At 35.2% G+C, this 20,120-nt stretch carries 20 protein-coding genes; 8 read left to right on the top strand and 12 right to left on the bottom strand.

The genetic code is table 11. From position 1 onward, the window contains the following. From AB9K26_RS03175 to AB9K26_RS03165, 3 genes are all read left to right on the top strand, one after another. The coding region (locus AB9K26_RS03175; RefSeq protein WP_369971086.1) for a gliding motility-associated C-terminal domain-containing protein at positions 1 to 1,234 on the top strand (1,234 nt) is incomplete at its 5' end. A 13-nt stretch (positions 1,235 to 1,247) separates the two neighbouring features. Continuing rightward, on the top strand, positions 1,248 to 2,165 hold the full coding sequence (locus AB9K26_RS03170) for a type IX secretion system membrane protein PorP/SprF (RefSeq protein ID WP_369971085.1): 918 nt from the start codon (positions 1,248 to 1,250) through the stop codon (positions 2,163 to 2,165). A 13-nt stretch (positions 2,166 to 2,178) separates the two neighbouring features. After that, positions 2,179 to 4,104 carry an OmpA family protein gene (locus AB9K26_RS03165; RefSeq protein ID WP_369971084.1) on the top strand — a complete coding sequence of 642 codons (1,926 nt, stop codon included), beginning with the start codon at positions 2,179 to 2,181 and terminating at the stop codon, positions 4,102 to 4,104. 74 nt (positions 4,105 to 4,178) lie between these two features. On the opposite strand, the gene AB9K26_RS03160 is transcribed toward AB9K26_RS03165, so the two are convergent. The 3 genes from AB9K26_RS03160 to pdxH all read right to left on the bottom strand — a co-directional run bounded on the left by AB9K26_RS03160 (position 4,179) and on the right by pdxH (position 6,439). Continuing rightward, entirely contained in the window at positions 4,179 to 4,919 is a 741-nt protein-coding gene (locus AB9K26_RS03160; protein ID WP_369971083.1) for a hypothetical protein, read from the bottom strand. A gap of 97 nt (positions 4,920 to 5,016) precedes the next feature. After that, positions 5,017 to 5,511, bottom strand: a complete 495-nt coding sequence (locus tag AB9K26_RS03155; RefSeq protein WP_369971082.1) for a CAP domain-containing protein — start codon at positions 5,509 to 5,511, stop codon at positions 5,017 to 5,019. Positions 5,512 to 5,791: 280 nt separating this feature from the next. Next, positions 5,792 to 6,439 (bottom strand): pyridoxamine 5'-phosphate oxidase, encoded by a 648-nt coding sequence (gene pdxH, locus AB9K26_RS03150; protein ID WP_369971081.1) that lies wholly within the window; start codon positions 6,437 to 6,439, stop codon positions 5,792 to 5,794. Between the two features lie 81 nt (positions 6,440 to 6,520). Here pdxH and AB9K26_RS03145 point away from each other — a divergent pair, with 81 nt between their 5' ends. Next, on the top strand, positions 6,521 to 6,952 hold the full coding sequence (locus AB9K26_RS03145) for a hypothetical protein (protein ID WP_369971080.1): 432 nt from the start codon (positions 6,521 to 6,523) through the stop codon (positions 6,950 to 6,952). Here AB9K26_RS03145 and AB9K26_RS03140 read toward each other — a convergent pair. The 9 genes from AB9K26_RS03140 to lon form a co-directional block, all read right to left on the bottom strand. Next, positions 6,939 to 7,847, bottom strand: coding sequence for a ribonuclease Z (locus AB9K26_RS03140; protein ID WP_369971079.1), 909 nt, complete (start codon positions 7,845 to 7,847; stop codon positions 6,939 to 6,941). The two genes, AB9K26_RS03145 and AB9K26_RS03140, sit on opposite strands and share 14 nt — an antisense overlap. A 4-nt stretch (positions 7,848 to 7,851) precedes the next feature. Further along, positions 7,852 to 8,184 carry a ribonuclease Z gene (locus AB9K26_RS03135; RefSeq protein WP_369971078.1) on the bottom strand — a complete coding sequence of 111 codons (333 nt, stop codon included), beginning with the start codon at positions 8,182 to 8,184 and terminating at the stop codon, positions 7,852 to 7,854. A 4-nt stretch (positions 8,185 to 8,188) separates the two neighbouring features. Continuing rightward, complete coding sequence (locus tag AB9K26_RS03130) at positions 8,189 to 9,118, bottom strand: aspartate carbamoyltransferase catalytic subunit (protein ID WP_369971077.1); 930 nt, start codon at positions 9,116 to 9,118, stop codon at positions 8,189 to 8,191. 4 nt (positions 9,119 to 9,122) lie between these two features. Next, a complete protein-coding gene (gene pyrR / locus AB9K26_RS03125) occupies positions 9,123 to 9,662 on the bottom strand; it encodes a bifunctional pyr operon transcriptional regulator/uracil phosphoribosyltransferase PyrR (protein ID WP_369971076.1) in 540 nt (179 codons plus the stop codon). A 121-nt stretch (positions 9,663 to 9,783) separates the two neighbouring features. Beyond that, positions 9,784 to 11,637 (bottom strand): 30S ribosomal protein S1, encoded by a 1,854-nt coding sequence (rpsA, locus tag AB9K26_RS03120; protein WP_369971075.1) that lies wholly within the window; start codon positions 11,635 to 11,637, stop codon positions 9,784 to 9,786. Positions 11,638 to 11,894: 257 nt separating this feature from the next. Next, positions 11,895 to 12,590 carry a (d)CMP kinase gene (gene cmk / locus AB9K26_RS03115; RefSeq protein WP_369971074.1) on the bottom strand — a complete coding sequence of 232 codons (696 nt, stop codon included), beginning with the start codon at positions 12,588 to 12,590 and terminating at the stop codon, positions 11,895 to 11,897. Beyond that, the gene (gene porQ, locus AB9K26_RS03110) at positions 12,590 to 13,609 is read right to left on the bottom strand and encodes a type IX secretion system protein PorQ (protein ID WP_369971073.1); all 1,020 of its coding nucleotides are present in this window, start codon (positions 13,607 to 13,609) and stop codon (positions 12,590 to 12,592) included. The genes cmk and porQ overlap by 1 nt, the downstream gene beginning before the upstream one ends. A gap of 50 nt (positions 13,610 to 13,659) precedes the next feature. Then, complete coding sequence (locus AB9K26_RS03105; protein WP_369971072.1) at positions 13,660 to 14,415, bottom strand: LysM peptidoglycan-binding domain-containing protein; 756 nt, start codon at positions 14,413 to 14,415, stop codon at positions 13,660 to 13,662. Beyond that, the gene (gene lon / locus AB9K26_RS03100) at positions 14,399 to 16,852 is read right to left on the bottom strand and encodes an endopeptidase La (RefSeq protein ID WP_369971071.1); all 2,454 of its coding nucleotides are present in this window, start codon (positions 16,850 to 16,852) and stop codon (positions 14,399 to 14,401) included. Before lon ends, AB9K26_RS03105 begins: the two co-directional genes overlap by 17 nt. Before the next feature lie 230 nt (positions 16,853 to 17,082). Here lon and AB9K26_RS03095 point away from each other — a divergent pair, with 230 nt between their 5' ends. From AB9K26_RS03095 to AB9K26_RS03080, 4 genes are all read left to right on the top strand, one after another. Then, positions 17,083 to 17,640, top strand: coding sequence for an RNA polymerase sigma factor (locus AB9K26_RS03095; protein WP_369971070.1), 558 nt, complete (start codon positions 17,083 to 17,085; stop codon positions 17,638 to 17,640). Positions 17,641 to 17,651: 11 nt separating this feature from the next. After that, positions 17,652 to 18,212, top strand: coding sequence for a hypothetical protein (locus AB9K26_RS03090; protein ID WP_369971069.1), 561 nt, complete (start codon positions 17,652 to 17,654; stop codon positions 18,210 to 18,212). 66 nt (positions 18,213 to 18,278) lie between these two features. After that, positions 18,279 to 19,373 carry a hypothetical protein gene (locus AB9K26_RS03085; RefSeq protein ID WP_369971068.1) on the top strand — a complete coding sequence of 365 codons (1,095 nt, stop codon included), beginning with the start codon at positions 18,279 to 18,281 and terminating at the stop codon, positions 19,371 to 19,373. A 25-nt stretch (positions 19,374 to 19,398) separates the two neighbouring features. Beyond that, a complete protein-coding gene (locus AB9K26_RS03080; protein WP_369971067.1) occupies positions 19,399 to 20,112 on the top strand; it encodes a head GIN domain-containing protein in 714 nt (237 codons plus the stop codon). The last annotated feature ends 8 nt before the right edge of the window (positions 20,113 to 20,120 follow it).

Here is a 20,120-nt window from a genome sequence, read left to right as displayed (position 1 = left end):
GACGGACGAGGCAGACAACTGTTCAAATGGATTGGAGGCAACATATTCTGACGCAATTACTAATGGTGTGTGTGCAAATGAGTACACCATCACCAGAACTTGGACACTTGTGGACGAATGCGGTAACGAGAACATACAGACGCAGACTATTAATGTGGTAGATTCAACAGCTCCTAATTTTGTGGAAAATCTTCCAGCTAATATTACTGTAGAATGTGATGGTGTTCCAGATGCGGAAATATTGACAGCTACTGATAATTGTGGTACTGCTGAAGTTACATTTAGCGAAACTCAAAATGCAGGAAGTTGTCCGAGTAACTATACTATCACTAGAACCTGGGTTGCAACTGACGAATGTGGATTAACAACAAGCCACACACAAGTCATTAGTGTTCAAGACACTACTGCACCAACATTAGTTTCAGATTTGGAAGAGAACATCACTGTAGTATGTAGTGATATACCTGAAGTTCCAGACTTAGCATTTGAGGATGCTTGTTCTACTGATATGACTGTTACTTTTTCAGAGATTTCTTCATCTGATGGTTCCGTAGCAGATTATACGATCATCAGAGAGTGGTTGGTTGAAGATGAATGCGGAAATGCAGCTATTTATACACAAACAATTGATGTTATAGTACAAAGTCAGATTCAAACAGCAGACACTGAACTATGTATTGAAGATGATTTTGAATTTGATTTATTCAGTCTTTTATCTGGAGATTTCGATACTGATGGTGTTTGGACCTCTACTAATAGTAATGTTACTCTAGACGGAAGTTTCTTTAACCCTTCTTCATTATTAGATGTAAATGGTGAGTTTACTGAAATGGATCTTGGTGAGTATGTCTTTACCTATACTGTAGGTGGTATCTGCCCAAGTGAAGCTGAAGTTACTATCCTAATTAATGATGATTGTGTGGTATTACCTTGTGGTGAAGGAGATGTTATTATTTCTAAGGCCGTAACAGCTAATAGCGATGGTATCAATGACTTCTTTACTGTATCAGGAGTAGAAGATTGTGGATTTGTTATCGAATTACAAATTTTCAACCGTTGGGGAGCTAAAATATATGATAACTCTAATTATCAAAATGATTGGAGCGGACAAGCTTCAGGAGCATCCGTCGGTAGATCTGGCTATGTTCCAACCGGAACTTATTATTACGTTATTAATTTAAAAAATAGTGGACTAAGACCTTTTACAGGCCCAATCTATGTATCAACAAACTAAATCTTAACCGAAAATGAAATTTTTAAAGTTTAATATTATAGTCTTTATACTATTCAGTAGCTGGATGGGAGTTGCACAGCAGCTTCCACAGTTTACCCAGTATATGTACAATACTATTTCTATAAATCCTGCATACGCTGGAAGTAGAGAAACCTTAAGTGTTGTTGGTCTGCATAGAAGTCAGTGGGTTGGCCTTGAAGGTGGTCCAACTACTCAAACACTTTCTGTGCATGCACCATTAAGAAATGATAAGATCGGTTTAGGTCTGTCGTTCATCAATGATGAATTAGGATATCAGAACTTTTCTTATTTATATGGAGACTTCTCATATACCATTCGTGTAACTGAAAACAGTGAATTAGCTTTTGGTATAAAAGCCGGTTTTACTAGTTATGCTCTAGATCCTGACTTTCAACTTTCTGAAGCCAATGATCCTGTGATTTTCGGTTTTGAAGATCGTTGGAAACCAAACATTGGTACTGGTGTTTATTGGCATAGTAACAGATGGTATTTAGGGCTTAGTGCTCCTAGAATATTGAATACAGATTATACAGGAGATGAAAACTTTGAGTCTTTGGAACGAATCAGTTATTATTTTACTGGTGGTTATGTTTTCGATTTAAGCGAAAATACCAAGTTCAAACCAGCTATGCTATTGAAAGCAACAAATGGTGCACCTCTTTCTTACGATCTTACAGCAAACTTTTTGTTCTATGAGAAATTCTGGGTTGGAGCTGCATACCGATTTAATGAACAAGCTGGAGCCCTTGGAGGCATAGCAGATTTCCAAGTGTCTAAACAGTTGCGTATTGGTTACGCCTATGAATACCCAATATCAGATTTAAGACCTTACACAAGTGGAACCCATGAAGTGTTACTGATGTTCGAAATATTTAAAAGCAAACGTATTAAATCGCCTCGATACTTCTAAAAACTTAATCATGATGAAAACAAAATTTTTAGTTCTATTTTTTGTTCTTGGTAGTTCAATCATGATCGCCCAAGAAAAGTTAGCCGATAAGTTTTTTGAAAATTACGGTTATATAAAAGCCACTGAGCTTTATCAAGAAGTACTTAAAAAAGGCGATACTAGTCTTCACGTACTTACGCGATTAGGAGATTGTTATTACAATAACTCTAAATCGGAAGAAGCAGCTATGTGGTATAGCAAAGCACTTGAAAACTATGAAAAAGATATAAATCCTGAATATATCTATAAGTATATTCAGTCTTTAAGAAGTTTAGGGCAATATGAGGAAGCGAGTCAGTGGATGAAAAAATTTACAGAGATACAGAACAATGATACTCGTGTTAAAGATTACAATCCTGAAAATATTGCCAAATACAATGAATTAGCTAAAACTGAAAAGGATCGTGTCGTTAAGTTGCAAAACTTGCCATTTAATTCAAAGTATTCAGATTTCGGCTCTTTGATTCATGACGGACAATTATATTTTGCGTCTTCAAGAAATGTTGATGACAAGAAAAAAGTATATAGCTGGAACCAAGAACCGTTTTTAGATATCTATTCCGTTTCAGTTGAAAAAAATGCCGATACCACTTCTTATGGTTCTGCAGATTTCATCAATGCTGAAGACATCAATACAGACTATCACGAAGCTTCCGTAGCTATCACAAACGATGGAAAAACTATGTATTTTACTCGTGATAATGTGAGTAAAAAGAATAAGGTTCAGTATGATAAAAAAGGAACTACGCATTTAAAACTATATAAAGCCAGTTTAGTTGGTGACACATGGACTGACATAGTAGAATTGCCATTTAACGATGACGTCTACTCTACTGGTCATCCAGCATTAAGTCCAGATAACAAAACATTATATTTTGTTTCTGATCGTGATGGTGGAATAGGCCAAACCGATATTTATAAGGTTGAAATCAATGAAAATAGTTATTCAGAACCTGAAAATCTTGGTGAAAAAATCAACACGGAAGGGAGAGAAATGTTTCCTTTTGTGAGTCAAGATAGTACCTTCTACTTCTCTTCTGATGGTCATTTGAATTTAGGTTTTTTAGATATATTTAAATCAAATATTTTGAAAGACACTATGGCTGAACCTGAAAATATGGGAGCACCATACAATAGTGGTTATGATGATTTTGCATTCTTTATGAATCCTTCTGAAGATGAAAATGATAAAACCGGATATTTTTCTTCTAATAGACCTGACGGACAAGGTAGTGATGATATCTACAGTTTTGATGCAAGTATCTGTTTACAAACCATTAAAGGTGTAGCTAGAGATCAAAACACCAATGATGTTATTCCTGGAGCAACTGTCAAGCTAATTAATGAAGTTGGGAAAGTCCTTGAAGAATTGGAAACCAATGAAAATGGTACATACGAATTTACAGTAGACTGTAATAAAAAATATACTGTCATAGGTAGCAAGGAAGATTATAAGGAAGATCAACAAAAAGTTGAGACCGATAATACACATGAGAAAGTAACAGAAGCTGATTTGTATCTAGAGCCACTTATAACCGATAATCAAATTGTTATTAATCCGATATTCTTTGACTTTGACAAATGGAATATCAGAACAGATGCACAATATGAATTAGAAAATATTGTTGATGTGATGCGTGCTCATCCAGATATGGTTATCAAGATTGAGTCCCATACCGACAGTCGTGGTCGTGATGCTTATAACATGAAGCTATCTGATAGAAGAGCAAAATCTACTAAGGATTATATTCTTTCACGAGGCATCGCTCCAGAACGTATTGAGAGTGCTATTGGTTATGGTGAAAGCCAACTATTGAACAAATGTTCTAACGGTGTAAAATGTACTGAGGAAGAACATCAATTGAATAGACGATCTTATTTCTATATCATAAAAGAATAAAGGTTTCCCCTCTATTTTGAACTTAGAAAAAAGCAGATTCAATTCAATTGGTCTGCTTTTTCGCTTTATATCCTTTATTCAAATTTAAAAATAGTATTGTAGGCCTTTCCACTAGAATCGTCGATTATAAATACACTAATAGCAAACCAATCGTCAACAAAAACATCATTGACATATAGCATTTCTGTATCATCATGTAATGTTTTATCTGGAAAGCCTTCAATTTGGATGATATAATTACCATTCTGTCTCAAGTAAGCATAGGAGTTGCCTATTTTTAATGTGGAATGTTTATCTGTTGAATAAAATTTATCATAATAGGTATCCTCTACAAAATATGTTTTAGCAAACTGATAAGCAGGATTAGCAACAGGGATGGAATCAAACTTCAAATAGGTCAAAACAGCTTCATCAATCATCTTTTTTTGTTCTTCGGTATCATGATCAACAAAAAAGTTTGAGAGCCCTTCTCTACCGCTACCAAAATAAATACTCTTATGAAAGTCTTTTTCCCTTAAATCCTTATAACACAAGGTATATAAAGTAAACGCAACATCTCTTTCAGCAGTTTTATTTTGCGAGGAAATTAAAGCAACACCAACCTTGTAGGTATCACTTTTAAGAATCGTATCATTTACCGAAGTTCCTGTTTTAAAAAGATCTACAGCATACCTTTGAAATTCGGTCATTAAAGTACTGTCTTGATCAATATGTAAGTCCATTAAATACTTATCCTCAATGTCTTTCTTTATGTCAGATTGAGAAAATGACATTAGGGAAGTACCCAATGAAAAGCAAAAAATTATAAACTTCATGAAAGCAATTTACTTAGAATATGAAAATAAAAAAAAGCCACAGAAATCTGCGGCTTTAAAAACAATTATTTGCTATTAATCAAGTTTTTGAACTGTATTATTTTTTAATGAAGATATTGGTAAAATACCATTTTCCTTCACTGTTTTGTTCTGCTGAAATATCAAAATCTGTAAAATCACCTTCAATATTTGCTCTATGTCCTTCAGAATTCAACCAAGCGTTTACAACTGATTCTGCTGAACTGAATGCATATGCGACATTTTCAGACACCTTAGTAGCAGAAGCGTTTTGTATCAGACTATTTTTACGTTGAAAAAAGTTATCATGTGATACTTGATTAACTTCAACCATATAATCTGTATGCGTAAAAGCAACCGCTTTAATCGTGTTGTGATTGTTTAATGGACTCAATCCTAAACCAATTCGATGCGCATTAATACGCTCTAAAATCTCAATTTCAATGGTTTTAGGAGATGGAGGGTTTTGTAACTCAAAACTGTCAATTGTTTCCTCTGGATATTCTTCCGTAGAACAAGAAAACGTTAGCAACGCTATCAATGCCAATAAAGGCAACATTTTAGTAGGTCTCATAATGTAGGTTAAGTTTTGGCTAGTCTAGATTTGGGGTCTAGTCTAAATGGTTAATTAATTGCTTGTCTAATAACGGGGCAGTTATCAGACAACTGCTAATTTCATCGACAATATACACAAAGACATGAAAAACCATCGCTTATAGACATAATTTTTCGATAAAATGTAAATATAAGTAAGAAAAACCTGTATTTTAATGTAGTTCACCGAATATTTATATAGCCGATAAGAAAAAAATGTGTGTAGAGGGAACTTTAAAAAATGAAGAAATTATGGCTTTTTAAGGTGCTAACCGATCTATGTTCCAATTAAAGTCTTCATCCAATCGATACCTAATTCTATCATGCAACCTATTGGGTCTGCCTTGCCAGAATTCTATTTCGACAGGTTTGACGATAAAACCACCCCAAAATTTTGGTCGTGGAATTTCCTTTCCCTTGAATTTTGTTTCGTAAGATTTTAATTTTTCCTCTAATACCTCTCGGTTTTCTATTGGTTGACTTTGGTTGGAAACTAAGGCTCCTAATTGACTGCCACGAGGACGTGATTCAAAATAACCGTCGCTTAAGTTTTCAGCTATTCTTTCTGCCTGTCCTTTTATAATAACTTGACGTTCAGCCTGAGGCCAAAAAAAGGATAAGCAAACATTTGGGTTTTGAGCAATAGCTTTACCTTTTTCGCTCTCGTAATTGGTATAAAAAATAAATCCTTCGTAAGTAAATTTTTTTAATAACACTACTCTACTTTTTGGATAACCATCAAGTCCCAGTGTGCTAATGGTCATAGCATTGGTTTCACCAACATTAAAGTTTGTATCTACCTCATGAAACCAGTTTTGAAACACCTCCATTGGGTTATCACTAATGTTCTCTTCCAATAACTCGTGCTTTTGATATGACTTTCTGTAATCACCTAAATCTGTATTCATTTTCTACAATTAATTAACTTTAAAAAAATTTTTGTTTCTTTAGGGCGAAAATTTTATATAAAGTTACAACAATCCCTACTAATGAAATTTGAAAATAGCAAATATTCTGAAGTCCTTAACTATAAAAAACTGACTTTAGATTATGGCAACTTTTATATAACTGACCATTTGATTATTTCTGAACTGAATGAAGGTATCCATGTAAATCACGCATTGGTAAGTGATATCATCAGCACGTTTTCTAATGAAATTACAGACGGTTTACGTTTAGGTTATATAGCTAACCGAATTCACTCCTACTCTTTTGATCCTCAACTTTGGTTAGATTTCAACAATGACCATGATTATCTTGTAGCCACAGCAATTGTAACTTACAACACCATCAATTACATGAATGCGACCATCGAAAAGCAGTTCTTTAAGAAGAGTATGAAGCGCTGTGACACTTTAGATGAAGCCATTGAATGGATGCAAGGTCTAGAGGAATTCAACTACCAACTCAATCAAAAGTAAATTGCTTACCGTCTTTAGCGAGCTTTACATTTTTAAAAATCTCTGAAGCTTCGTTTTTAAAAACATTTAAATCCTTATACCTTGTAGAGTAATGTCCAAGTATCAGTGTTCCTATATTGGCTTGTTTTGCAATACTCGCTGCTTGTTTCGCTGTACTGTGTTTTGTAGGATGCGCCAAAGCAGCATTTTTTTCAAGGAAAGTCGATTCATGATATAGAACATCTGCTTCATGAATAATTGGTATGATCGACTCACTGTAGGCAGTGTCACTACAATACGCATAACTTTTAGGCTTTTTAGGAGCCTTCGTTACGGTAGCATTCTCAATGAGCTGACCTTTATTGTTTTCAACATCAAACCCTTTTTTTAGTTTTCTATAATAGGCTACATCAATATCTTTCTCTAAAACAGCATTGATATCTAATTTTCTTTCACCTTCCTTTTCTTTAAACAAAAATCCGTTGGTATAAACCCTGTGATCTAAAGGAATCGTATAGACTTCCACTTTATCATCTTCGAATATAAGTTCGGAAGTTTTTGAAGTCAGTTCATGGAAAACCAATCGATAGTTAGTCCACGAATCACCTAATTTCATTTGCATTGTAATCACTTCCTTCAATCCTTTGGGAGCATAAATATGCAAATCGGCTTCACGCGTTAATAGTCGAAATGTGGAAATCAATCCAACCAAACCAAAAAAATGATCGCCATGCAAATGGGAAATAAAAATATGCTTTATACGATTGAACTTGATTTTATGTCGTCTAAGTTCTACCTGAGTACCTTCGCCACAATCAATCAAAAACATGTGACCGTTGATCTCTAGAACTTGTGAGGTCGGATTGGTATTGGTTCTGGGTGTTGCACTATGACAGCCAAGAATGATTAGCTTCATCGTATTAAAATCCTAAATCACGCTCCATCTCTTCCATCTCAATGATGTCATAAGCCTCTTGTATCGTAGGTACTACAACAATCTCATCAGGCGTTTCATCAAGATTGGCTTTATCGGTAACAATCACAAAAGAATGTTTTGCTTTTCGATGTTGGTTAGAAATTTGTAAAAATTCAACAATGTCTTGTAAAGACACCTTGTTCAAGGTGGTTAAATTAACAATCACATTATTGTTCTTATACTGATTGTAAGACGATGTCAAATTTTTTACCAAATCAACGATAGAAGATTTTTCTTGGGTTATAATGGTTACGTTTCCGTCTTTATCAAAAATCATAGTATCAATGTTTTATTTTGGAAGCTAATAAATAAATAACAGCCATTCTAATGGCTACACCATTTTGCACCTGATCTAAAATAATAGCTTGATCAGAATCGGCTACATCGCTAGTAATCTCAACACCTCTATTAATAGGTCCTGGATGCATGATGGTAATTTCTTTATCCAGTGATTCCAACAGTGCTTTGTTGACGCCATATTGCTGTGTATACTCTCTAGTAGAAGGAAAATAGGTCATATCCATACGTTCATTTTGAACACGCAACATATTTGCCACATCACACCAATTTAAGGCTTTTCTTAAATCAGTTTCTACTTTAACTCCAAGATCCTTAATGTATTTTGGCAACAAGGTCTTTGGTCCGCAAACCATAACATTAGCGCCTTGTAATTGAAGTGCAAATATATTGGATAAAGCAACTCTACTGTGCAATATATCACCAACGATAACCACATTTTTACCTTTTACCTCACCTAAACGCTCTCTTATAGAATAGCTATCCAACAAGGCTTGTGTAGGATGCTCATGTGCACCATCTCCAGCATTAATGATACTAGCGTCAACATGTTGTGACAAAAACACACCAGCTCCAGGATTTGGGTGGCGCATAACGACCATATCCACTTTCATAGATAGGATATTATTCACGGTATCAATTAGTGTTTCACCTTTTTTTACTGAAGATTGCGAGGCTGAAAAATTAATGACATCAGCTGACAATCGTTTTTCTGCCAGTTCAAAAGACAGTTTGGTTCGGGTTGAATTTTCAAAAAATAGATTAGCAATGGTAATGTCTCTAAGCGAAGGGACTTTTTTGATCGGTCTATTAATCACTTCTTTAAAATGATCTGCCGTTTCAAAAATCAATTGAATATCCTCAGGATTCAGGTATTTAATTCCCAATAAGTGATTGACACTTAATTCGCTCATAATTTTAATTGTTTATTAAATATACAGAGTCTTCACCTTCATTTTCCATCCAATTTACCCTTACTTTTTCTTCATTGATAGCATCGACCTGTCGACCTCTATAATTAGGTTGAATTGGTAAATGTCTGCTGAAACGTCTATCGATGAGTGTTAATAATTCTATTTCATTTGGTCTACCAAAAGATTGGATGGCAGTAAGCGCAGCTCTAATGCTACGACCAGTATATAAAACATCATCAATAAAGACAATATTTTTTCCTTCCACCAAAAAATCGATTTCAGTGGTATTGGCTTCCAATATCTTTTCTCCACGTCTGAAATCGTCTCTAAAAAATGTAATATCCAAATGCCCTAACTTGATATCTTTAATCTTGTATTCCTCCTTGAGCATCGTGGCAAGACGATTGGCCAGAAATTTTCCTCTTGGCTGCAATCCTATTAAAACGGTATTTGAGAAGTCATTATGGTTTTCAATGAGTTGGCAAGCCAAACGATGGAGAATGATGTTCAGCTCTTTAGCATTAAGTAATACTTTTTGACTCATATAACTTCCAATGGTATTGGTTTACAAAGTTAAGTTAAAAATTTAGAAGTAAAAACCTACCGCAAACAAAAAGCCTCTCAAAATTGAGAGGCTTTGTTTTATTAAAAATTTCAAGGAAAACTTATTTCTTCCCGTCCATTTTGTCTTTAAGCGCTTGTAACGCATCATTGGCATCACCTAAAGTTGGTTTTGCTTCTGCTGCTTGAGCTTCTGCTTTTTTAGCAGCCGCTTTTACATTAGCGATTTCCTCTTCTTTAAAGATAGCAGTGTGAGACGCTACAACTCTTTTGAATTCTTTATTAAATTCAATGATCTTGAATTCGGTCTCTTCACCTTTCTTCAATTTGCCACCATCTTCCTTTTCAAGGTGACGTTGTGGAACAAAGGCTACGATATCTTCGTTGAACTCGATAGTTGCACCTTTATCTACGATTTCTGAAATTGCTGCAGTATGCGTCGTACCTAATGCAAACTCAGTTTCGTATTTATCCCAAGGATTGTCAGTTGTTTGCTTATGACCTAAAGATAATTTACGTCCTTCAACATCCAACTCTAAAACAATCACTTCCAATTCGTCACCTACGTTACAGAACTCACTTGGATGTTTGATTTTCTTAGTCCAAGATAAATCAGAGATATAAATCAATCCGTCAATACCTTCTTCCAATTCCACAAATACACCAAAGTTCGTAAAGTTACGTACGATACCTGTGTGCTTAGAACCTACAGGATATTTAGATGTAATGTCTGTCCATGGATCTGGCGTCAATTGCTTGATACCAAGAGACATCTTACGATCTTCTCTATCCAATGTTAAGATTTGTGCTTCGATTTCATCTCCTACAGACACGAAATCTTGAGCAGAGCGCAAGTGCGTTGACCAAGACATTTCACTAACGTGAACCAATCCTTCAACACCTTCCTCTACTTCAACGAAAGCACCGTAATCAGCAATGACAACTACTTTTCCTTTTACTTTATCTCCAACTTTAACGTCTTCACCTAAAGCTTCCCAAGGATGCTTGCTCAATTGCTTTAATCCTAATTGGATTCTTGATTTATCTTCATCGAAGTCAAGGATTACCACGTTTAGTTTTTGGTCTAATTCAACAATCTCATTTGGATGGTTGATTCTTGACCAAGATAAATCTGTGATATGGATCAATCCGTCAACACCACCAAGATCAATAAACACACCGTAAGACGTAATGTTCTTAACAGTACCTTCAAGTACTTGACCTTTTTCTAATTGACCGATGATTTCTTTCTTCTGTTCTTCAATATCAGCTTCGATAAGCGCTTTATGAGATACAACGATGTTTTTGAATTCGTGGTTGATTTTCACCACTTTGAATTCCATAGTCTTATTAACATACTGATCGTAATCTCTAATTGGCTTCACGTCAATTTGAGAACCTGGTAAGAACGCTTCGATACCGAATACGTCAACGATCATCCCACCTTTAGTTCTACATTTAACGAAACCATTAACGATTTCACCTTTGTCATGAGCATTGTTCACACGATCCCAAGCTTTGATTACTCTAGCTTTTCTGTGTGACAATACCAATTGACCAGTAGCATCTTCACGAACATCGATTAATACTTCTACTTTGTCACCAACCTTTAAATCTGGATTGTAACGGAACTCATTAAGAGAAATTACACCTTCAGATTTAGCATTGATGTCGATAATAGCATCTCTATCAGTAATGTGAACCACTTCACCTTCTACAACTTCGTCATCTAAAGTGTCAACAAAATTTTCAGAAACGAGCTTTTCAAACTCTTCCAATTGTTTGTCGTCAACTTGCTCAATACCTTCTTCGTAGTTGTGCCAGTCAAATTCCTTTAAAAATTTCTCAGGGTTCTTTTGTGACTCAGATACTTTTGGAGTCTCAGCCGTTTGTGTAGTTTCAACAGCTGCTGCTTCAGTAGTTTCTACCTCAGCTTGTTTTGTTTCTTTTTCAGACATGTGCTGAATTTAAATTTGTATTCTGTATGCTTTGAAAGATTACAGCGAATAACACACAGAAGCGTTATTGTTTGATTTACTTGTCCTTTTATCTTTCACTATTCCGCTAAAAGGAGCGCAAAAATAGTGTTTATTAACCAATAAACCAAACAATTAGATAGATAACTTAAATTCTAGCATAGCATGTGAATCAAACCTAATAACGTCAATTCAAAGTACTGGTGTTCAAGATGTTTAGATAGATTTTTAATTTAATCTTACTGACTTTTAGAAATTGTTGTCTTGGCAAGGTCATATACCAATTCAAATTGCTCTTCTAAACTAAGTGCAGAATTGTCAATTTTTATGGCATCCTCAGCCATAGTCAGTGGCGAATCTTTTCTTGTGGAATCAATATGGTCACGCGATTGTACATTTTTTAGAACCTCTTCATAACTAACCTTGTCGCCTCGTTCAATCAATTCATCATAACGCCGCTGTGCACGTTTTTCTGCGGAAGCGGTCATGAACAACTTCAATTCAGCATCTGGAAATACCACAGTACCAATATCACGACCATCCATAACAACACCTTTATTTGCTCCCATTTTCTGTTGCTGCCGAACCATTTGCTTGCGAACTTCAGAAACTGTGGCTATCTGGCTTACAAACTGGGAAACTTCAAGTGTTCTAATTTGTTTCTCAACATTTTTCCCATTAAGAAACACCTCTGAAAAACCTAAATCTTCATTGAATTCAAAACCAATTTCTATATCCTTTAGATGAGCTATTAAGTCATTTTTATCAAAAGAACTTATTGTAATGAAACCTTTTTGCATGGCGTATAAAGTCACTGCACGATACATGGCTCCCGAATCGACATACACATAACCCAAAGCCTTGGCCAAACGCTTGGCAACTGTACTTTTTCCTGTTGATGAAAAACCATCAATGGCTATGGTAATATTTTTCATTATCTCAAATCGATTTGTAATCCAAAAAAACTAGTGTTTGAAGCACTTGTATATCTGGCATGCGTATAGCTAAAACGCATCTTATTGAGCTTGATACCGATTCCAAACGACAAACCAGAGAAATTACGCTGCTCCTCTAAACGCAATTCTTCAGCACGTCTGAAGTTATATCCTATGCGCAGATTAAATCCGCGTTCAGGAAATAATTCAGCACCTAAAATAGTATGTCGCATCAATTCATTCAAAAAACCAACTTTCTCTTGGGTTTGATTACCATCTAAATCGGTTGTAGCACGAGCAGGATTAGACGTGGCAATTGGCCATTTTTGCAAGTTTTCAAATGTTAAATGCCAACGTAATGGAACATTTTCAAGTGTTTGCGACAATCCTAACGACACTTCCAAAGGCAATGGCTCGTTAAGTCCAGCATAAGTTACGATTTGGGTTCCAAGATTCCTAATGCACAGTGCCGCATGAAAGTCTAATCTTTCATTGATGTACATTGCTCCAAGATCGGTTGCAACACCAATTGAATTGTATTGTTCCAGTTTTGAAGTGATCATTTTAAGGTTGGCACCTACATAAAAATCTGTAAATGGAATATTGTATGCATAGCCAAACGATAAAGCTGCTTCATTACCTGTAAACGTTCCTGTAGAAATACCGTTAAGATCATAGCCTTCAAACTCACCATAATTGATGTAAGTCATTCCAACATGCAAGGTATTTACATGTCTATCCCAAGTGTACGCATAAGCAGCTGTGCCATAACTAATACCAGCCAAATAGCTTGAATAATTCACAGCCAATTGGTTATCCATTTCGGAATTGATGGTTGCCGGATTGAAAAGACCGCTGGTGACATCATAATCATAATTTGTGATGACCTTTCCTCCTAAAGCTGCTTGACGAGGAGATGCTATTAAGTTTAGAAACTGAAATGTAGACTCACCTCCTACTTGGGAAAAGGTTTGAGCAACAGTGAGTAGACAAATAATAGTGGTAATCCTCTTTAGCATACAGAAGTGCAAAGTAAATAAATCTATCTTAAAACGGTAAGTTGGGTGTTTTATTTTTTTGTGATAATTGAATTCTTGTTCAATTGAAGTTTTTGCCCAATTTTAATAACATTACTGGTCAATCCGTTTAGATCTTTGATGTCATTTACAGTTGTATTATTTTCTTTGGCAATACTGAATAGTGTATCCCCTTTGGAAACGGTCCAAATTGTATTTGAATCTGGAGTTGATTCTGTACCAATTTGCAATTTTTGACCAACTTTAATTATAGTCGTATCTAAATTATTAGCGATAAGAAGTTTTCCAACACTGATGTTATATCGTTTTGACAAACTGTACAAGGTTTCTCCCTTTTTCACAATGTGATAATCAACACTACTTGTATTAGACTTGTCATTAATCTCATCCTCAATCTGACTATGTTTTATATCAGATTTCACCAATGCACTATTTTTTTGAACTACTGCTTTTGGTGATGGACTTATCTGCTCTGCTTCATGAGTAACCTTTACATACGTAGAATCTGCTGGAACCTCATTTGAATCTGTAGGATCATCAGCCATGTCAACAATTAGGTTTGTTTTGATGACTGTTCTTGTATCCAATAAAGAGTCCTTAATTTTCTTGGCAGCTCTAGAAGTCGCTACCTCACCATTGGTATAGGTAACCTCACCAGTCACTAAGTTTAGTTTGGCTGGTTTCCCATTTAATAGTACATCCTTGTATTCTTCTGTTTGAGCCATAAGCTCCAAACTTGAAGTCATTACTACAAGACATACGGCTATTAATCTAAAGTTTTTTAGCATTTTTTACCCTTTGATTTGTCAATGCTAATTTCAAAACGTCACGCATATCATTGACATAATGAAATTTTAAACCTTTCAAATATAAGGGATTTATTTCTTCTATATCACGTTTATTGTCCTCACAAAGCAAAATCTCTTTAATTTTAGCACGTTTAGCCGCTAAAATTTTCTCTTTGATACCACCAACAGGAAGCACTTTTCCACGTAAAGTTATCTCTCCTGTCATTGCCAAACTTTTTTTGACTTTTCGTTGTGTGAATAAAGATACTAAGGATGTTAGCATAGTAACACCAGCACTCGGACCATCTTTTGGAGTTGCACCTTCAGGGACGTGGATATGAACATTATATTTATCAAAAACCTCAGGATTGATACCAAACTCATCTGCATTCGCCTTTATGTATTCCATGGCTATTGTTGCAGATTCTTTCATAACAGTACCAAGATTTCCTGTGATAGTTAAGTTGCCTTTTCCTTTGGAAAGAATGGATTCAATAAAAAGTATGTCACCTCCTACTCTTGTCCATGCCAATCCTGTGACAACACCAGCAACATCATTGTTTTCATACTTATCACGCTCTAGCTTTGGCGCTCCCAATACATCTATAATGTCTTCATTAGTCACTTTGATGTTGTAGTCTTCTTCCATGGCGATGTTTTTGGCCGCATGACGAACCATTTTGGCAATCTGCTTCTCTAATCCACGAACTCCAGACTCTCTGGTATAGCCTTCAACTATTTTTTCTAATTGCGGTTTGCCTATTTTAAGATGTTTTTCAGATAAACCATGTTCTTTCAATTGCTTTGGAAGCAAATGGCGTTTCCCGATTTCAACTTTTTCCTCAATGGTATAACCCGTAACATTGATGATTTCCATTCGATCTCTCAATGCTGGTTGAATGGTATTCAAACTATTTGAAGTTGCAATGAACATGACTTTAGAAAGATCAAAGCCCATTTCCAAGAAATTGTCATAAAATTCACTATTCTGCTCTGGATCCAAAACTTCTAACATCGCAGAAGATGGATCTCCTTGATGTGAGTTTGATAACTTATCTATTTCATCCAGAACAAAAACCGGATTTGAGGTTCCAGCTTTCTTTAAGCTCTGAATGATTCGTCCTGGCATGGCACCAATGTAAGTTTTTCTATGTCCACGAATTTCCGCTTCATCCCTTAAGCCACCAAGTGACATACGTACATATTCTCTTCCTAAGGCCTCTGCAATAGATTTTCCTAATGAAGTTTTACCAACACCTGGAGGACCATAAAGACATAATATTGGCGATTTCATATCATTTCTCAACTTCAAGACGGCCAAATATTCAATGATACGTTTTTTAACATCATCTAAACCATAGTGATCACGATCTAATATGCGCATAGCGCGTTTTAAATCGAATTTATCTTCACTGTATTCATTCCAAGGTAAATCCAAGAACAAATCCAAATAATTTCTCTGAATGGAATATTCAGCAACTTGAGGATTCATGCGTTGCATTTTGGCCAACTCCTTTTCAAAATGATCGGCAACCTTTTCATTCCATTTCTTAGACTTGGCACGTTGACGCATTTCTTCAATTTCCTGACCAGAAGACACGCCTCCACCCAATTCTTCTTGAATGGTTTTCATTTGCTGGTGTAAGAAGTACTCACGCTGCTGCTGGTTCATATCACTTTGAACCTTAGACTGAATATCATTTTTAAGCTCTAACTTTTGAAACTCAATATTCATGAGTTTTAAAGTAGCCAAAGCACGTTCCTTTAAATCATTCATCTCTAACAACTCCTGTTTTTCCTTAACGGAAAGATTCATGTTGGAAGACACAAAATTGACAAGGAATGAATTGCTTTCAATGTTTTTGATGGCAAATGACGCTTCTGTTGGAATGTTTGGACTGTCCTTAATGATTTGAAGGGATAAATCCTTGATAGATTCAATAATTGCAGAAAACTCTTGATTATCCATCGCTGGTTTTGCTTCAGGAACATCTTTGACTGTCGCTGTGAGATAAGGTTCTTCTGAAGTTACCTCCTGAATTTCAAATCGCTTTTTACCTTGAATGATAATCGTTGTATTTCCATCAGGCATTTTTAAAACCTTAAGGATGCGAGCCACTGTTCCTGTTTTGAAAATATCTTTTTTTGAAGGGTCTTCAACGGTCTCATCTTTTTGAGATACCACACCAATAACCTTACTGCCATTATTGGCATCGTTAATCAGTTTGATCGATTTATCACGTCCAGCAGTAATCGGGATTACAACACCAGGAAATAAAACGGTATTTCGCAAGGGTAAAATTGGCAATGATTCAGGAAGCAATTCATTGTTGATTTCAGCTTCATCTTCAGGAGTCATTAAGGGAATTAATTCTGAATTTTCATCAAAATCCTGTAATGACAAACTGTCAAGCTTTATGAAATTAGATTTCGCCATAGTATATTTTTGGTCATTCTGTCATTTAATAAACAGAATGAGTTATGTTTTAATTTTTAATAAAATCTATTTAAACACTGTCTTTCAGGTATTTAAATAAATAAAGTAATTCTTTACCTTTATGTAATTTCAATAGTTATGCCATTACCTAATTTTACTTCGAAAACTTTTTTTATAAAAAGTGTAACAAAACAATGTATGGCATCTCTTTATAGTAAAGCATCTGTTTTTTGACACTAACCAACAAAAATATAGAGCAGCTATTACAGCTTTGTCTATCGGGCGACCAGCATGCGCAAATGGAAGTCTATAATAGATATTATAAAGCCATGTATAACACTGCATTTAGAATTGTGAATAACAGTTATGAAGCTGAAGATATCATGCAAGATTCATTTCTGACTGCATTTACAAAGCTACCTAGCCTAAAGGAGATGACGACTTTTGGAGCATGGTTAAAAAGAATAGTCATCAACAACAGTATTTACCATTACAAAAAGCAGAACAAATTAAATGAAACCTCTTTAGATGATGTGATGTATAAAATTGAAGACCACTCTGGGATTGTTGAAGACAATAACTATTCAAACCTAAAGGTTCAACAAGTGTTGGAAACCATTAAATCATTAAAAGATAATTACAGAATGAGTTTGACATTACACTTAATAGAAGGTTATGATTACGATGAGATATGTGACATTATGGATATTTCAAATGCTAACTGTAGAACAATGATATCAAGAGCTAAAGACAGTTTACGTAAAAAACTAACGCCTTTGGCTTACTAAAAACAAAAGCAATGAAAAAAGATACTATCGACTCTCTTTTTGAACGATTGGAAAACGATTTTGACGTAGAAATGCCACATGTTGGGCACCAAGACCGTTTTCTAGATAAACTAAAGCAACAAAACAATGTTACTTCAATCGCGCCTAAAAGCAAATCGTATTGGAGACCATTTTTAGCCGTTGCTGCTTCAGTTATAATTTGCTTTGGAGTTTTCACCGTGATGCAACAACAAGAACCTGAGTTACGAGATTTGGCAAGTGTATCACCAGAACTTTCCAAAACCCAAGGCTTTTTTACATTGGCTATTCAAAATGAACTAGCCTCTTTAGAAGCTGAACGCACTCCTGAAACTGAAGAACTTATCAATGATGCCTTAAAACAACTTGAGCAATTGGAAACAGATTATGAAAAATTAAAAATGGATCTCACTGAAGCAGGCGATGATAAGCGTGTCATTTTTGCCATGATCTCTAATTTCCAAAATAGAATTGACGTGCTTAAAACAGTTTTGGAAAGCATTGAAGAGGTCAAACAATTAAAGTCAATGGATTCGAATCAAATCACTATATAAATTAAAAATCAACAAAAAACGTTCCTTACAATGAGATATTTGACTGGAATACAAATCACAACAATTATGAAAACACAATTACTATGTAAACTGTTATTTGCTTTCTTATTGGTGCCAAGCATCACTTTAGCAAGTAATCATAGAAACTGGTCTGGAAAACATACCAAGGAAAAAACCATAAAAAAGGAATTTTCAGTTTCGTCTGATGCCACTTTAAAAGTTGACAACAGTTATGGCAATATCAATGTCACGACTTACGAAGGCTCTACCGTTACTATTGAGGTTTATATCAAGACCAATGGTAATGACTTAGAGAAGGTTGAAGAAAAACTTAACGATATCGATATTGAATTCAATGCTACAAACTCACTGGTAAGTGCCAAAACGCGATTCAGTAAATCGAAATCGAGTACCTGGTGGAATTGGGGAAAGAACAACAACGTGAATATGGAAGTAAACTATATGATTAATCTTCCGATTACCAACAATGTCGATTTAAGCAATGACTACGGAAGTATCACGCTTGATAAGTTAGAAGGCCGTGCAGATATTAGTTGCGATTATGGGAAAATCACCACCAAGGAGCTGATGGCTGATGGGAACAATATCAGGTTTGACTACACAAACAATTCCTATTTTGAATATATAAAAAGTGGAAAAATCAACGCTGATTACAGTGGCTACACCGTTGCCAAATCTAAGTATTTAGACATTAATGCTGATTACACTTCATCAGAAATTGAATTGGTCGAGAACTTGTCTTATAACTGTGATTACGGTTCCTTAAAAATCAGTAATGCCAATAATATTGATGGAAATGGTGACTATTTGACGCTTAGGCTTGGTACCATTTATAAAAATGTGAACATTAAAGCCGACTATGGTTCTATAAAAATTGAAAAGATGGCAGCAAATGCTGGCAACATTCAAATTGAATCAGATTACAATGGCATTACCATTGGATATGATCGTAACTACAATTTTAATTTCGATATCGATTTGGAATATGCTTCTTTGAGAGAAGCCGATGACTTTGAGTTTACCACAACACGCGTTGAGTCAACCGACAAATACTACAAAGGTTATTACGGAAACTCCAATAGTGGTAATAACATCAGTATTCGATCAGACTATGGAAGTGTAACATTCAAACGCAACTAATAATCATTAACCAAATTATAAAACAATGAAAACATCAATCTTACTTTCAGCATTACTCCTTTGTATCACTTTTGGATATGCTGATAAAAAAATCAAAGGAAACGGACAGATGACAACAGTTACCAGAACAACTTCAGATTATGACGGCGTCAATTGTGCTGGCTCGTTTGACTATATTTTAGTATCTGGAACAGAAGGAAAAATCACTTTGGAAGGTGAATCCAATTTATTGGAATACATCATCACTGAAGTAAAAGACAATCAGTTGATCGTAAAGACCCAAAAGAATGTCTCTCTAAGACCAAGTTATAATAAGACCATAAAGATAACTATCCCATTTAAGGATATCAGCAATGTATCATTGGCAGGCTCAGGCGATTTATATAATGAAGATGTTATCAATGCTTCAGATTTTACTGCTGCTTTAGCAGGTTCTGGTGACCTAACATTAGACATCAGAGCTACTGACACAGAGGCAAAAATTGCTGGTTCTGGAGATTTAACTCTTAAGGGTAGTACAAACAATCTTGAAGCTAAAGTTGCTGGTTCTGGTGATTTTCATGGATTTGACTTACAATCTAATCATACGGTTGTTTCTGTAGCTGGTTCTGGAGATGCTGAAGTAGTTAGCAATGAGAGTTTAAAAGCTCGTGTTGCCGGATCAGGTGATATTGAATATCGAGGAAATCCTAAGACTAAAGACAATAAAGTTTCAGGTTCTGGAAGTATCAGTAATTAGGATAGTTA

Source organism: Psychroserpens sp. XS_ASV72 (assembly GCF_041224425.1).
Lineage (GTDB): Bacteria > Bacteroidota > Bacteroidia > Flavobacteriales > Flavobacteriaceae > Psychroserpens.
The sequence above is the reverse complement of the archived record's forward strand: the minus strand, read 5'-3'. Positions and strand labels throughout refer to the sequence as shown.